The following is a 14,898-nucleotide window of genomic DNA, read 5'->3' on the forward strand; positions in this document are numbered from 1 at the left end:
CAAACTCTCCAATAAAGTTTGTCTAGCATCATAAATAAAAATTGACGTTTCACGTTGTTTGTTTCGTTTAGTTTTCAAAGTTCAATATCGCGTTTTAGCGACTCTTATAATATAACATTTTTCATCCATCTCGTCAACTTCTTTTTTATTTCGTCGTTGACGACGCTTATTAATTTACCATATTAATAAGCATTAGGTCAATACTTTTTTTACTTTTTTACATACCAAAATAAATTATCCTGGCATGATATACAATTTAATAATAACTAAAGCAAAGATACCCGGTATTCCTAACAAGCTAGAAACAGAAGCTGTACCAACATTAATTGGGAGATGGAAATCGAAATACGTCCCGATTATATTCACAATAAATAATAAAGTGACCCCGATGATCACTCTCGCAACTACTTTGCCAATAAAACGTATCGGTTTCAATGAAGCACCAAAAATCAACAAAATAAAGACTAAAGTAAGAATGCTTACAATAACGAGTGTAGAATTCATTTTCTCCCTCCTCAAATACAATTCATACACTTTATTTGTATGGGACAAGAGATAAAAAAAGAACTTTCAATTTTGGAAAACACCTCTACCAAAAAAGCACCTCCGTTACGAAAGTATGATTAATAGCTAGAAACAAAAAAGAAGATAACCATATAGTAAACGGCTATCTTCTTTTTATTTTCCCAAGAACTTTTCTATTGTTCTCATGATACTCTACAACTCTTTTACCATTGTTCCATTTTTACAGGACGACGTTTTGCTTCTTTTAATAAGAAAAAATATTTTGCCTCTGCTATTTTTAAAGAACAAATTACATCTTGGGACGGTTCGACACTTTGTTCTACCATCCGTTTTTGACGTAACCATTCATTCTTCACTTTTTCTAACAGTACAATTAATTTATCATCATATTCTTTACGCAATTTCCCCTTTTTTTGAAAAAACATTTCTGGTTCTCCTTTTATACTTCTCTACGACCTTCAAGAGCCTTAGATAAAGTCACTTCATCTGCATACTCTAAATCTCCACCTACCGGGAGGCCATGAGCAATACGTGTTACTTTTATACCAGTTGGTTTTAAAAGACGAGAAATATACATTGCTGTAGCTTCTCCTTCAATATTTGGGTTTGTCGCTAAAATAACTTCTTGTACTGTTTCATCCTGTAATCTCTTTAAAAGTTGCGGAATATTAATGTCCTCAGGTCCAATTCCTTCCATCGGAGAAATCGCACCACGCAACACATGATACACCCCTTGATATTCTTTCATTTTTTCCATTGCGATGACATCCTTTGGTTCCTGCACAACACAAACAACCGATTGATCACGATGAGAGTCATCGCAAATATAACAAGGATCACGGTCCGTAATGTGACCACAAACAGAACAATATGTTAAATTTCTCTTTGCATTCACAAGTGATTTCGCAAAATCTAATACATCATCTTCCTTCATGTCTAGCACGAAGAATGCCAAACGAACGGCTGTCTTTGGTCCAATTCCTGGCAGTTTCATAAAGCTATCAATAAGCTTTGATATCGGCTCTGGATAATGCATATGTCAATATCCTCCTACTAGAACAATCCACCTGGTAAGTTCAACCCTTTTGTAAATTGGCCCATTGTAGCATTAGAAAGTTCTTCCGCTTTTTTTAGTGCATCATTTGTTGCAGCTAATACAAGGTCTTGTAACATTTCAATATCTTCTGGATCTACAACTTCTTCTTTCATTTTCACATCAAGGATTTGCTTATGGCCATTTGCAATAACTGTTACCATACCGCCACCAGCTGTACCTTCAACTTGTTTTTCACCAAGTTCCTCTTGTGCTTTCGCCATTTGTTTTTGCATTTTTTGCATTTGTTTCATCATATTATTCATATTTCCCATTCCGCCACGCATCATAATAAATTCCTCCTAAACATTCTTATTCTTTTATTTCAATTAGTTGTTGCCCTACTAATTTTACAGCCTCTTCTATGAGAGGATCCACCCTTTGTTCCTTTGATTCCTCTGAGTTTCCGCCTTCACGTTGTAAAAATTCTTCACGGATTTTTCCCCAATGATCTTTCGGAATTGCAATCATATTTAATCTTTTACCGACCAATTCAAATAGAATCTGTTCTACGGTATCCATCGCTTCACGGTTCTCACTTGCCATTTTACAATGAATCTCGTACTGGAAGGCTAAGACATATGAATCCTCAGATGCTGCAACTGGTTCACTATTTTCTAATAACACGGCAAATGCTACTTTGTTGTAAGATTTCAATCTCCCTAGTAACTCGCCCCATATAGACTTTAGTTGTTCTAAATCTTGGCGTTTCGCTTGCTTTAACACTTCATGTACACGGCCAACAGGAATTTTCATATTTCCTGTTCGCACTGGTTTTGGTGCTGTACGAGTTTCTCTTACTTCCTGCTGGACACCAGCAGGAACACCATTCTTTTTCACATCTGCTAGCTCTTTTTCCAGCTGTTGCATTCTGTTTATAATTGCTTGTAGGCGGTCAGTTCCATTTGCTTGCACCATAAATTGCTGACAAAGTTGAACCATAACCACCTCTAGGAAAATTCGTGGATGATTTGTCCATTTCATTTCCTGTTGCCCCTTGCTAAGCGTATGAATGATTTCATAAATCACTTCAGGCCGCATAGCCTCACTTAACATACGAAACTGATCGTCTACAATGACCCGTTCTAGCATATGTTCTAATTGTGGTGAAGTTTGATATAAGAGCATATCCCGATAGTAATAAATAAAGTCTTCCATAAAACGAACAGGATCTTTTCCTTTACTCATCATATCATCAATAATACGTAACGCTCTCGATACATCATTATCACGTATACACTCTACAAGATTACCTAAATATTGTTGTGAAACAGAACCTGTTACGGCTAAAACATCCTCAGTCGTAACTATTTCATCACTATAAGAAATAGCTTGGTCAATTATACTAAGTGCGTCGCGCATTCCACCTTCAGCAGCACGCGCAACAATTTGCAACGCTTCATTTTCTACCTTTGTACCTTCGTTTGTTACAACAGTTTCTAATCTCTCTACGATATCATGAACTGATATTTTTCGAAATTCGAAACGTTGACACCTTGAAATAATTGTCGGTGGAATTTTATGAGGTTCTGTTGTTGCTAAAATAAAGATAACATGTTGTGGGGGTTCTTCTAATGTTTTCAAAAGTGCATTAAAAGCTCCCATAGAAAGCATGTGAACTTCATCGATAATGTATACTTTATATTTCACTGCACTTGGGGCATATTTTACCTTATCTCTAATATCTCGAATTTCATCTACACCGTTATTTGAAGCCGCATCAATTTCTAATACATCCGAAATAGATCCTTGTGTAATGCCTAAGCATGCAGGACATTCATTACAAGGTTCAGCTACTGGGGCATGCTCACAGTTAATTGCCTTAGCAAATACTTTTGCAATTGTTGTTTTACCTGTCCCCCTAGGACCAGAAAACAAATAAGCATGCGAAGCTTTTTCTTGAAGAAGGGCATTTTGCAACGTTTTTGTTACGTGCTTTTGACCGACTACATCTGCAAACTTTTGCGGTCTCCATGTTCGGTATAACGCTTGGTATGACACGAAAATACGGCCTCCCTCAAAGGTTATTATCTTGTATATTATAACCCATTCTGTTTATAGATTCCAAAAGTTATTTTTTATACAAAAAACCCACCTTTTATAAAAAGATGGGTTCCATATACATATGTAACTGCCGTGCACCTTCTGTCGATTACGTACCATAAGCGTTACTCAAGCAGTTAGCTCAGTTCAGGCACTCCTACGGCACACGAGATAACCCGCTTATTGCTGCTTCCTTCCGGACCTGACAAGGTTCACGGGGTCTCGTTGCGTAGGACCCAAACGTCAACACCACTTACTTAAGGCAGGCCTTACAGTAACATAACCTCGAGAAGGGATTCGGCCTCGCTAGAGCGGATTGCGAGTACAGGGCACCGCTACCTCCCCGCTTAGCACGGCAAAGTTAAAACCAATATTCGGTTGCCTTAAACAAGGCACTATCAGTATAACTTGTTTTTTTGTAAAATGCAAATGTGTTAACAACTTGTTTTATTATCAATTTTTTTCTGTTCTTTTCTTTTCCTACGAAGTTCTCTAAAGAAGCTTGTTAATAGCGCTCCGCACTCTTCCTTCATTACACCTGAGACAACTTCACATTGATGATTAAAACGTTCATCTGTTAAAAGATTCATTAAAGTACCAGCACATCCACCTTTTGGATCACTTGCACCATATACTACACGCTTCACACGTGATAAAACAATTCCACCTGCACACATCGGACATGGCTCCAAGGTTACATATAATGTTGCATGTTCTAAACGCCATGTTCCCAAAGCTTTACAAGCCTTATCTATAGCCAACAACTCCGCATGAGCAATCGATCTTTGTTCTGTCTCCCTTAAGTTATGAGCGCTACTAATTACTTTGCCATCTAACACAAGTACAGCTCCAATTGGAACTTCCTCTATCTTCTCCGCTTTCTTCGCTTCTTCTATTGCCAGCTTCATAAAATACATATCTTGTTCCATAACACAGTCCTCTCTAATCACTATTACAATATAGTTTCATCCAATTCCCATATACATACTGGATAACTTTTAAGCATTCAATCCATTCTAAAGAAAAAAAGAAGGATGATTACAAATGAAAAATACAGCTCTACTCATTATCGATATGATTAATGATTTCAACTTCTCCGAAGGACCTATTCTAGCTAAAAAGTGCGAGATGCTAGCAACATCTATCCTACATTTAAAACAGAACTTGAAAACATTAGGTTACCCTATTATTTATATAAACGATCATTATCAGTTGTGGAGATCAGATATTAACCAACTAATTTCTCATTGTACAAATCCATACAGCAAGAACATTATACAAATGATTTCCCCTGAACCAGATGATTATGTTTTTATTAAACCACATTACTCTGCATTTTATGAAACACCATTAAACTCTTTATTAGGTTACTTAAAAATTGAAAACCTCATTATCACAGGGGTAGCTGGAAATATATGCATCCTTTTTACGGCTAATGATGCTCATATGAGAAATTATAACCTCTACATACCAGAGGACTGCATCGCTTCTAATTCTGATCAAGATAATATACATGCCTTAAAAATCATGAAAACAACATTAAAGGCAAATATTATGCCTTCGTCTCAATTCAAATTAACTAAACCGCCATTGACTTTCTAACTTTTTATAACAAATTAGCCCTTTTGCTCTCCTCTTATGCTACAATAATCCTGTTTTGTGTTTTTATATGGCAGGAAATTATAGACTGAAAGGAGGAAACAGCGTGACCGAAGTACCATTTATTACGGTTGAAGGACCAATTGGTGTTGGAAAAACTTCACTAGCGAAGGAAATTTCAACTCACATGCAACTCCACTTACTCAAAGAAATTGTTGATGAAAATCCCTTCTTAGGAAAATTTTATGAAGATATTGAAGAATGGAGTTTTCAAACAGAAATGTTCTTTCTATGTAACAGATACAAACAATTGGAAGACATTAATAAAAAATACTTAAATCAACATAAGCCAGTAGTAGCAGATTATCATATATTTAAAAATTTAATCTTTGCATCTCGTACATTAAAGGACGTTCAATATGAAAAGTACTTGCGAATTTATCGTATTCTTACACAGGATATGCCCGTGCCAAATGTCATCGTATACTTAACTGCAAGTCTTGAAACACTGCAAAAAAGAATTGCCATGCGCGGAAGAGAATTCGAAAAAAATATAGATCCAAATTACTTATTACAGCTTACTCAAGATTATGAAATAGCAATGGAAGCTTTTCAAAAGGATCATCCAGATATTCCTGTATTGAAATTTAATGGAGATAACATAGATTTCATAAAAAATGCTGATGACTTACATGTAATTTTATCCACTCTCCAAAATACACTCTCAAAGGGGACGAAATAGCAATGAATTTCAGGCAAAAATACGATATACCCAATGATGCAGTAATTACTATCGCTGGAACTGTCGGTGTAGGAAAATCAACAATGACCACAGCACTTGCTAATGCTTTAAGCTATCGAACATCATTTGAAAAGGTAGATTCAAATCCTTACTTAGACAAATTTTATGATGATTTTACACGTTGGAGTTTTCATTTACAAGTTTATTTCTTAGCAGAGCGATTTAAAGAACAAAAAAAAATTTTTGAATATGGCGGAGGCTTTATCCAAGATCGTTCTATTTATGAAGACACTGGCATTTTCGCGAAGATGCACTATGAAAAAGGGACAATGACAGAAACAGATTATGAAACATATAAAAGCCTGTTTGATGCAATGGTAATGACACCTTATTTTCCGCATCCAGACCTATTAATTTATTTAGAAGGTTCTTTTGATGATATTGTTGATCGTATTCAAAAAAGGGGACGCCCGATGGAGCAACAAACACCAATTGAATATTGGAAGGAAATGCATGAGCGTTATGAAAATTGGATTAATAACTTTAACTCCTGCCCTGTCCTACGTTTAAATATTAATGAATACGATGTTCTACAAGATGAAAATTCCATTGAACCAATTATTAAGAAAATCGGACATTTCTTAAACCAAACACATAGACTTGTAAAATAAAAAAACCCGTGCAAATGCACGGGTTTTCCTATTAACTTATTTTTTCCTTTTTGTCGGAGCAATAATTTCACTCTCTGTCTTCCCAGCGTTAATACGCTGACGAACCGTACTTGTACTAATATCGTATGCTTCTGCAATCTCTTTAACAGTCATTTCTTTCCCATTAATCATTGCCGTTAATACCTTACCAGTACGCTTTGGAGTTGCTGCCTTTTTGGTCGCTTTCTTTGGTGCTTCTTTTTTTACATTACAAGTACAACCACAAAGCTTACGGAATGTTTCATCACTTATAATGCAAGATACATTCGCACCACTATTTAAAATTCTATCGTTCTTACAAACCGGACATTGTACATAATATAAAGTTTTTCCATCTAAAGGAAATGTTTGTATAATAAGATCCATGTTGACTCCTTTCATATCTATGAAGATAATCATCGGAATATGAGTGTTTCATAAGGCAATATTAACCTTACATCATACTTTCTGATTGGTTTTAAAATAAAAACTCGTTACGTGTTGGTAACGAGTTCTCCAATCTCCACTTATATGCGCTGTTGTCAATTATATCTGGAGGAGGTAGAGGGATTCGAACCCCCGCGCGACTCTCGCCGCCTGTCGGTTTTCAAGACCGATCCCTTCAGCCAGACTTGGGTATACCTCCATATTGACATCAAATATAATAACAAAAGAAAAACAGTTAGTCAACCCTAGTATTATAAATTATGAGGAAAGGAAAATATAATCTATATTTTCCTTTCCTTTCATGTTATTACTGACAACAACTGAAATTACCAATCACTCATACCGATGAAAGTATTCATTTATTTAATAACTGTTTTTCCTCCCATATAAGGACGAAGAACTTCTGGAATTATAATTGTACCATCTTCTTGCTGATAATTTTCTAAAATCGCTGCAACTGTACGGCCAATCGCAAGACCTGAACCATTCAATGTATGAACTGGTTCTGGTTTCGCATTAGGTTCACGACGGAAACGAATATTTGCACGTCTTGCCTGGAATGCTTCGAAATTACTGCAAGAAGAGATCTCACGGTACGTATCATAGCTTGGCAGCCATACTTCGATATCATATTTCTTTGCTGCTGTAAATCCTAAATCTCCTGTACACATGCTCATAACACGATATGGCAACTCTAATAATTGTAACACGCGTTCCGCATCATTTGTTAATTTTTCTAATTCCTCATAAGACTCTTCTGGTTTAACAAACTTTACAAGCTCTACTTTATTAAATTGATGTTGACGAATTAAACCGCGTGTATCACGTCCAGCTGAACCTGCCTCAGAACGGAAACAAGAGCTAAATGCAGCATAACGAATTGGCAATTGCTCGGCACTTAAGATTTCATCACGGTGCATATTTGTTACTGGAACTTCAGCTGTAGGGATTAAGAAGTAATCTTCACTTTCGATAAGGAATGCATCTTCTTCAAACTTCGGAAGTTGACCTGTTCCTGTCATACTTGCACGGTTTACCATGTATGGAGGTAAAACCTCTTCATACCCATGCTCTTCTGTGTGAAGGTCAAGCATGAAGCTAATTAAAGCACGTTCTAATCTAGCTCCTGCACCCTTATAAAATACGAAACGACTTCCTGTTACTTTACCTGCGCGTTCAAAATCTACAATACCTAAATCAGTCGCAAGATCCCAATGTGGTTTTGGCTCAAAGTTAAATTCTTTTACTTCTCCCCAAGTACGCACTACCACGTTATCATCTTCTGTTTCACCAACAGGTGTAGATTCATGTGGAATATTTGGAATAGAAAGCATTAATCTTTCTAAATCCTCTTCTACTTCGCGTAGCTCATTATCAAGACCCTTTATTTTTTCTCCTACTTCACGCATCTCTAAAATTAATGCTTCTGCATCTTTCTTTTCACGCTTTAACATAGAAATTTGTTGAGATACTTCATTACGTTTACTTTTTAGTTCCTCTGTTTGAACAAGCAACTCTCTTCTTTTTGTATCTAATTCTTCAAAACACTCAAAATCAGCTAAGTCTTCGCCTCTATGCTGCAACTTTTCTTTTACTTCTTCAAAATTGGCACGTAAAAATTTAATATCAAGCACCTGTAAACTCCTCCTTTTATTTTATAAAATACAAAAACTCCCGTCCCTATAAAAGGGACGGGAGTTAACCCGCGTTGCCACCCTAGTTGAAAACAACTCTGTTTTCCTCTCAAGTAGAAATAACGGCTCTTCACCGGAAATGCTTACTAATCATAAAGATATTCCACATTTCACTCCAGGATGGATTCACAAATCGTTTCTATCGGTTTCCACCAACCACCGACTCTCTGTCAAGAAACACTATTTGTTACTATTTCCTATCAACACGCTAATTTTATAAAATTGTTACCATCAATTTACTATAATCTTACACAAGTTGCAAGTTACTTATACAACTTTCTTCATTTTTGCTTCTTCTACCATCTCTACAAAATACGCTGTAACACGATAATCATCTGTTAACTCTGGATGGAAAGAAGCAGCCAAAAATGGCCCTTGTTTCACTGCAACCATTCGACCATTGTGCATAGAAAGAACTTCTACATCATCAGCTATATCAACGACATACGGCGCTCGAATAAATACACCTGTAAAATCTTCTCCTACACCTTTAATCGAAAGTGTAGCTTCGAAGCTATCCTTTTGACGACCAAATGCATTGCGTTCTACTGTAATATCCATTGCACCAATATGCGCTTCTTCATAACCAATCAGTTTATTTGCAAGTAAAATCATACCTGCACATGTACCAAACATCGGCTTTCTAGAACGCGCAAATTCACGAAGTGGTTCCATAAAATGATACTTATCAATGAGACGACGCATTGTTGTACTTTCACCGCCTGGTAAAATAAGCCCATCAATTTCTTGAAGTTGTTCTACTTGTTTTACAACTACAGCTTCTGCACCGCTTGCTTCAATTGCTTTTACATGCTCTCGAACTGCTCCTTGAAGACCTAACACACCGATTTTTACCATTTTTAAATCTCCTTTAATTACCAACCGCGTTCTTGCATACGTTGTTCTGGTAATAGTGTTGAAATTTCAACGCCCTTCATTGCATCACCTAATCCTTTAGAAAGATTTGCAATTAACTCATAATCTTCATAATGTGTGGTTGCTTCAACAATTGCACGTGCAAACTTTTCAGGGTTTTCTGATTTAAAAATACCAGAACCTACGAACACACCATCTGCACCAAGCTGCATCATTAATGCCGCATCTGCTGGCGTTGCTACACCTCCTGCTGCAAAGTTTACAACTGGAAGACGCCCAAGACGTTTAATTTCAAGTAAAACTTCATAAGGAGCACCAGTATTTTTAGCATATGTCATAAGTTCGTCTTCACGAAGATTCGCAACTTGACGGATTTCTGCATTGACTTGACGCATATGACGAACTGCTTCTACGATATTTCCCGTTCCAGGTTCACCTTTTGTTCGAAGCATAGAAGCCCCCTCTGCAATACGACGCGCAGCTTCTCCAATATCACGACATCCACATACAAATGGAACAGTGTAATCACGTTTATTTAAATGGTATACTTCATCAGCTGGAGTTAACACTTCACTCTCATCAATATAGTCTACCCCTAATGATTCTAATACACGAGCTTCCACCAGATGACCAATCCGGCATTTTGCCATAACTGGAATTGATACAGCCCCCATAACTTCTTCTACAATTGTTGGATCTGCCATACGTGCAACGCCACCTGCAGCACGAATATCTGCAGGAACACGCTCTAACGCCATAACGGCAACTGCGCCTGCTTCTTCTGCAATCTTTGCTTGTTCAGCGTTAACTACATCCATAATAACGCCGCCTTTTTGCATTTCTGCCATTCCACGTTTGACACGTTCTGTTCCTGTTACATTTGTCATGTACAAAAACCTCCCTAGATGAATTGCTTCCCCCGTTAAAGGCGAAAATTTAGAATACTCTTACATTCTATCACTAACTATTAGAGACTTGTCCACTACTTTTTCATAAAATGTGTATGAAAAATCAAAAATAAAAAAAGCTCCTACTATGAGGAGCTTTTAAAACCAACCTTTTACTGTATCAACAGCACTATTCCATATGTCGCTAAAGAAGGATCCTATACCACGCATAGAGCGTACAAACCAGTTTGCTTGTTCTACTTCTGATTTTGTTACTAAATCAACATGCAATGATTTCCCAGATAAGAATCCTGGATCACTCGCATCCTTAGGTGATACAACCATTTGTCCTAATGTTGTTCCTTTTTTAATAGGTGCTTCTTTTTCTTTTCCTACCTCTTTAAACTCTGTTTTGTAAACATCTTTACTTCCTTTTGGCATTGGAAGTGTAATCGCTTGTTTTGTCTCAACTGCAACATCTTTATCTTTTGCATTTTCAACTCGTACCGTTTCATGTCCCTTTACTGATGATCCTTTTGGATATACTTTTTTTACATCAAAATTGGTAAATCCGTAATCAAAAAGTTTCTTTGTTTCATCAAAGCGCGCTGTATGAGAATTTGTTTTAATAACAACAGAAATTAAACGTATTCCATTTCTTTCAGCAGTACCTGTAAAGCAATCACCAGCTTCTGGAGTAGAACCTGTTTTTAAACCATCTACACCTTCATATTGTTTAATTAAGCCTTTTAACATCCAGTTCCAGTTATCCATCTTAACAGGATATTTTCCACCTTCTTGGAATACCTTCTTCGGAATTTTCGCCGTATCTAACACCTTTGGAAAATCTTGAATTAAATGCTGTGCTAAAATGGCAACATCTCGTGCCGACATTTTATTTTCCTCATCCGGTGTTGTTCCTTCAGGATGTTGTCCTTTTAAATCTTTGTTTGTTAAACCTGTAGAGTTTACAAATTTATAATTTTTCAATCCAAACTCTTTTGCTTGATCATTCATCATTTTTACGAAGTCTGCTTCTTTACCTGCAACCGCCTCAGCTAAAGCAATTGTTGCGCCGTTTGCGGAGTAAATTGCCATTGCTTCATACAATTCTTTCACTGTGTAAGAACCACCATTTTCTAGCGGAACATTTGATAATGAGCGGTCTTGTGAAATTTTATGTGCATATTCAGAAACTTTTATTTTTTGATCCCATTTAAGTTTCCCTGTATCCACCGCTTTATGAACTAAATATTCACTCATCATTTTCGTCATACTTGCAATTGCTAACAATTCATCTGCATTTTTTTGATATAAAATTTTCCCAGAATCTGCTTCTACTAAAATTGCTGCGCCTGCTTCAATATTTAAAGCAGAACTTGTTTCTGCTGATACACTGCTATATGTAACGAACGCGCTAAAAAATAATGTCAGCACTGTTACCATTGCAATGAATCTTTTGCAAAACATACCTTTCACTTCAGTTACCCCCAATATCTCATTGTACTCACATAACCGTTATTCTAACATAATCAAAAAAAAATAGACAGAGGTATCAAACCTCTGTCTATTTATATATAAGACATTATAGAGAGTAATTTGGCGCTTCTTTTGTAATTTGTACATGGTGTGGATGACTTTCGCGTAGTCCAGCACCTGTCATACGAATAAATTGTGCATTTTCACGTAAGAACTCTAAATCATGTGCTCCGCAATATCCCATTCCTGCACGTAATCCACCAACTAATTGATGAACTGTATCAGCTAAAGGTCCTTTATATGGTACACGGCCTTCAATACCCTCTGGAACAAGTTTTTTATTTCCTTCCTGGAAGTAACGATCCTTACTTCCTTTTTCCATCGCTCCAACAGAACCCATACCACGGTACACTTTAAATTGACGACCTTGGTAAATTTCAGTTTCCCCTGGGCTTTCAGCTACACCAGCGAACATGCTACCAAGCATTACAACGTGAGCACCTGCCGCTAAAGCCTTCACCATATCACCAGAGTATTTAATACCGCCATCAGCAATAACCGGGATACCATGTTTACGCGCTTCAGTTGCACAATCATATACTGCTGTTAATTGTGGAACACCTACGCCAGCTACAACGCGTGTTGTACAAATTGAGCCTGGTCCAATACCAACTTTGATAATATTTGCACCAGCTTCAATTAATGCACGTGTTGCTTCAGCTGTAGCAACGTTCCCTGCAATAATATTTAATTCTGGATATTTAGTACGAACCTCTTTTACTTTTTCAAGAACACCTTGTGAATGTCCATGAGCTGTATCAATTACAATAACGTCTACGTTTGCTTTTACTAATGCGTCAATACGAAGCATTGCATCTGCAGTTACACCAACTGCTGCCCCAACTAATAAACGCCCCTGTTTATCCTTTGCTGAGTTTGGAAACTCAATGACTTTTTCAATATCTTTAATGGTAATAAGACCTTTTAACACACCGTTTTGATCAACAAGAGGGAGCTTTTCAATTTTATATTTCTGTAGGATCTTTTCAGCTTCTTTTAGCGTAGTACCGACCGGAGCAGTAATGAGTTGTTCTTTTGTCATCACATCGGAAATTTTGATAGAGTAATCTTGAATAAAACGCATATCACGGTTTGTAATAATACCAACTAGTTTTTGCTCATCTAAATTATTTACAATTGGTACACCTGAGATGCGATATTTTCCCATTAAATGTTCTGCATCGTACACTTGATGCTCTGGAGTTAAAAAGAAAGGATCTGAAATAACGCCACTTTCAGAACGTTTTACTTTATCAACTTGTTCAGCTTGTTGCTCAATTGACATATTCTTATGAATAATTCCTAATCCACCTTGACGTGCCATTGCAATAGCCATATCAGCTTCTGTTACTGTGTCCATCCCTGCGCTAATTAAAGGAATATTTAACTGCAAACTTTCAGATAGAACCGTTTTAACATTTACTTCTCTTGGTAATACATCTGATTTTGCTGGTATAAGTAATACATCATCAAATGTCAAACCTTCTTTAACAAATTTAGATTCCCACATAATTGTTCCCCCTATGATACCAGAAATTATTATTAGTAGCTTAACAATTGGTTAAAATACTGTCAAGAAAGTGATTATATGTTGGAATTTTTAGATAATAAAAGGAGCGTAACATATGAATTGTACATCTCAAATTTGGCATCAATTTAGTTTCTTTTTGTCTGCTCAAAATGTACAACGTTATCTTGCCCGTTGTTATAAGAAATTACCTATTGAAAATGCTGAAAAGAGGAGCTTTGAAAATTGTTATCCCTTTATTTATTATTTGGAGCATGGGAAAAATTATTATAATCTTTATCAAACTGCTCCTTGTTCTATTCAGCCGATTTTGTTGTTTTATGGAATGAGTCAGCTCTTTAAGGCATGCCTATTAACTATCAATCCGAACTACCCTGAATCTACAACTGTCTTAGCTCATGGAGTAACAACAAGAAAACGAAAAAAACAAGGTTATCAATTTTTAGAAGATGAAGTAAAAATACAAAAAAACGGGCTATTTCCTCACCTTGCACAGCAACTGTTTCATATGGAACAACTGGAAGGAGAAAAATTTAATATGTTCGAATTGCTTGTAAAAATCCCTGAATTACAATCTTTATTTCAATGTAGTCAAAAGGGAAAAACATTGTATAAGTTGGATACACACAGGAAAGAATATATTACCTTTCCCCCTGCAGTGCTTGATCATTTACATATGACTAAGGAGAGATTTACTCGTTATATTGAAACGATTTGTAGACACCTTTCTATGCGCTATGTAGATAGTAAAGAGGATGAAACGAAATTAGTATTTTCTGCTCCTATTAAAACATGGAATCCGATATATGTTGCTCCATTGTCTTATAGCCACCATTTAGACACTTATTATTGGCCAATCATAAGTGATTCAAGAAGTCCAAAACCATGTTTACCTGAATTGCTTATCCATTATTTACTCCTCTATAATTTAAGTATGATTTCACGCTATGAGACGGAATGGTGGTATGAACTTTTAGGAAGCTACGCTTCGGATGATTATCCTTTTATTTATCAATTTTTAAATATATCTGCTGAAAAAATTCCTTACTATATTTCGTTATTTTTATTCAATCAATGTTCATCTATTTCTTAGGAAATAAAAAAACACGAGTGAATTCACTCGTGTTTTTGCTTGGCGACGTCCTACTCTCACAGGGGCAAGGCCCCAACTACCATCGGCGCTAGAGAGCTTAACTTCCGTGTTCGGTATGGGAACGGGTGTGACCTCTCTGCCAT

At 36.5% G+C, this 14,898-nt stretch carries 16 protein-coding genes, 1 tRNA gene, 1 rRNA gene, 1 other RNA gene and 1 other annotated feature; of the genes, 4 read left to right on the forward strand and 15 right to left on the reverse strand.

Annotated features, from left to right (window positions below; translation table 11 throughout):
• Positions 1-234: 234 nt before the first annotated feature.
• The 7 genes from MR059_RS21010 to tadA form a co-directional block, all read right to left on the reverse strand.
• Positions 235-504 (reverse strand): pro-sigmaK processing inhibitor BofA family protein, encoded by a 270-nt coding sequence (locus MR059_RS21010; protein WP_041809339.1) that lies wholly within the window; start codon positions 502-504, stop codon positions 235-237.
• Positions 505-728: 224 nt separating this feature from the next.
• Entirely contained in the window at positions 729-950 is a 222-nt protein-coding gene (locus tag MR059_RS21015) for a YaaL family protein (RefSeq protein WP_000466019.1), read from the reverse strand.
• Between the two features lie 14 nt (positions 951-964).
• Positions 965-1,561: a recombination protein RecR gene (recR, locus tag MR059_RS21020; protein ID WP_011983166.1), complete on the reverse strand. Its 597-nt coding sequence runs from the start codon at positions 1,559-1,561 to the stop codon at positions 965-967.
• Positions 1,562-1,578: 17 nt separating this feature from the next.
• Positions 1,579-1,905 (reverse strand): YbaB/EbfC family nucleoid-associated protein, encoded by a 327-nt coding sequence (locus MR059_RS21025; protein WP_164468636.1) that lies wholly within the window; start codon positions 1,903-1,905, stop codon positions 1,579-1,581.
• A gap of 25 nt (positions 1,906-1,930) precedes the next feature.
• Positions 1,931-3,619, reverse strand: a complete 1,689-nt coding sequence (gene dnaX / locus MR059_RS21030) for a DNA polymerase III subunit gamma/tau (protein WP_011983164.1) — start codon at positions 3,617-3,619, stop codon at positions 1,931-1,933.
• A gap of 133 nt (positions 3,620-3,752) precedes the next feature.
• An RNA gene (gene ffs, locus MR059_RS21035) (signal recognition particle sRNA large type) lies at positions 3,753-4,017 on the reverse strand.
• A 78-nt stretch (positions 4,018-4,095) separates the two neighbouring features.
• Positions 4,096-4,590 carry a tRNA adenosine(34) deaminase TadA gene (tadA, locus tag MR059_RS21040; protein WP_087097503.1) on the reverse strand — a complete coding sequence of 165 codons (495 nt, stop codon included), beginning with the start codon at positions 4,588-4,590 and terminating at the stop codon, positions 4,096-4,098.
• 115 nt (positions 4,591-4,705) lie between these two features.
• On the opposite strand from tadA, the gene MR059_RS21045 reads away from it, so the two are divergent.
• The 3 genes from MR059_RS21045 to MR059_RS21055 all read left to right on the forward strand — a co-directional run bounded on the left by MR059_RS21045 (position 4,706) and on the right by MR059_RS21055 (position 6,673).
• A complete protein-coding gene (locus tag MR059_RS21045) occupies positions 4,706-5,263 on the forward strand; it encodes a cysteine hydrolase family protein (RefSeq protein ID WP_011983162.1) in 558 nt (185 codons plus the stop codon).
• A 103-nt stretch (positions 5,264-5,366) separates the two neighbouring features.
• The gene (locus tag MR059_RS21050; protein WP_011983161.1) at positions 5,367-6,002 is read left to right on the forward strand and encodes a deoxynucleoside kinase; all 636 of its coding nucleotides are present in this window, start codon (positions 5,367-5,369) and stop codon (positions 6,000-6,002) included.
• Positions 6,003-6,004: 2 nt separating this feature from the next.
• Positions 6,005-6,673, forward strand: coding sequence for a deoxynucleoside kinase (locus tag MR059_RS21055; protein WP_011983160.1), 669 nt, complete (start codon positions 6,005-6,007; stop codon positions 6,671-6,673).
• A 36-nt stretch (positions 6,674-6,709) separates the two neighbouring features.
• On the opposite strand, the gene MR059_RS21060 is transcribed toward MR059_RS21055, so the two are convergent.
• The 7 genes from MR059_RS21060 to guaB form a co-directional block, all read right to left on the reverse strand.
• Complete coding sequence (locus MR059_RS21060) at positions 6,710-7,078, reverse strand: sigma factor-like helix-turn-helix DNA-binding protein (protein WP_041809337.1); 369 nt, start codon at positions 7,076-7,078, stop codon at positions 6,710-6,712.
• A 166-nt stretch (positions 7,079-7,244) separates the two neighbouring features.
• Positions 7,245-7,337, reverse strand: a tRNA-Ser gene (locus tag MR059_RS21065).
• Between the two features lie 160 nt (positions 7,338-7,497).
• Positions 7,498-8,772 carry a serine--tRNA ligase gene (serS, locus tag MR059_RS21070; RefSeq protein ID WP_011983159.1) on the reverse strand — a complete coding sequence of 425 codons (1,275 nt, stop codon included), beginning with the start codon at positions 8,770-8,772 and terminating at the stop codon, positions 7,498-7,500.
• Positions 8,773-8,822: 50 nt separating this feature from the next.
• Positions 8,823-9,045, reverse strand: a binding site (T-box leader).
• 54 nt (positions 9,046-9,099) lie between these two features.
• A complete protein-coding gene (gene pdxT / locus MR059_RS21075; RefSeq protein ID WP_011983158.1) occupies positions 9,100-9,690 on the reverse strand; it encodes a pyridoxal 5'-phosphate synthase glutaminase subunit PdxT in 591 nt (196 codons plus the stop codon).
• A gap of 17 nt (positions 9,691-9,707) precedes the next feature.
• On the reverse strand, positions 9,708-10,595 hold the full coding sequence (gene pdxS, locus MR059_RS21080) for a pyridoxal 5'-phosphate synthase lyase subunit PdxS (RefSeq protein ID WP_048723320.1): 888 nt from the start codon (positions 10,593-10,595) through the stop codon (positions 9,708-9,710).
• Between the two features lie 159 nt (positions 10,596-10,754).
• Positions 10,755-12,074, reverse strand: a complete 1,320-nt coding sequence (locus MR059_RS21085; protein ID WP_048723321.1) for a serine hydrolase — start codon at positions 12,072-12,074, stop codon at positions 10,755-10,757.
• A 106-nt stretch (positions 12,075-12,180) separates the two neighbouring features.
• Complete coding sequence (gene guaB / locus MR059_RS21090) at positions 12,181-13,644, reverse strand: IMP dehydrogenase (RefSeq protein WP_011983155.1); 1,464 nt, start codon at positions 13,642-13,644, stop codon at positions 12,181-12,183.
• Between the two features lie 115 nt (positions 13,645-13,759).
• On the opposite strand from guaB, the gene MR059_RS21095 reads away from it, so the two are divergent.
• Complete coding sequence (locus MR059_RS21095; RefSeq protein WP_087094313.1) at positions 13,760-14,755, forward strand: YaaC family protein; 996 nt, start codon at positions 13,760-13,762, stop codon at positions 14,753-14,755.
• 37 nt (positions 14,756-14,792) lie between these two features.
• On the opposite strand, the gene rrf is transcribed toward MR059_RS21095, so the two are convergent.
• Positions 14,793-14,898, reverse strand: a 5S ribosomal RNA gene (gene rrf / locus MR059_RS21100); the annotation flags it as partial.

The sequence above is a fragment of the Bacillus cereus group sp. BfR-BA-01522 genome (assembly GCF_022662635.1).
GTDB lineage: Bacteria > Bacillota > Bacilli > Bacillales > Bacillaceae_G > Bacillus_A > Bacillus_A cytotoxicus.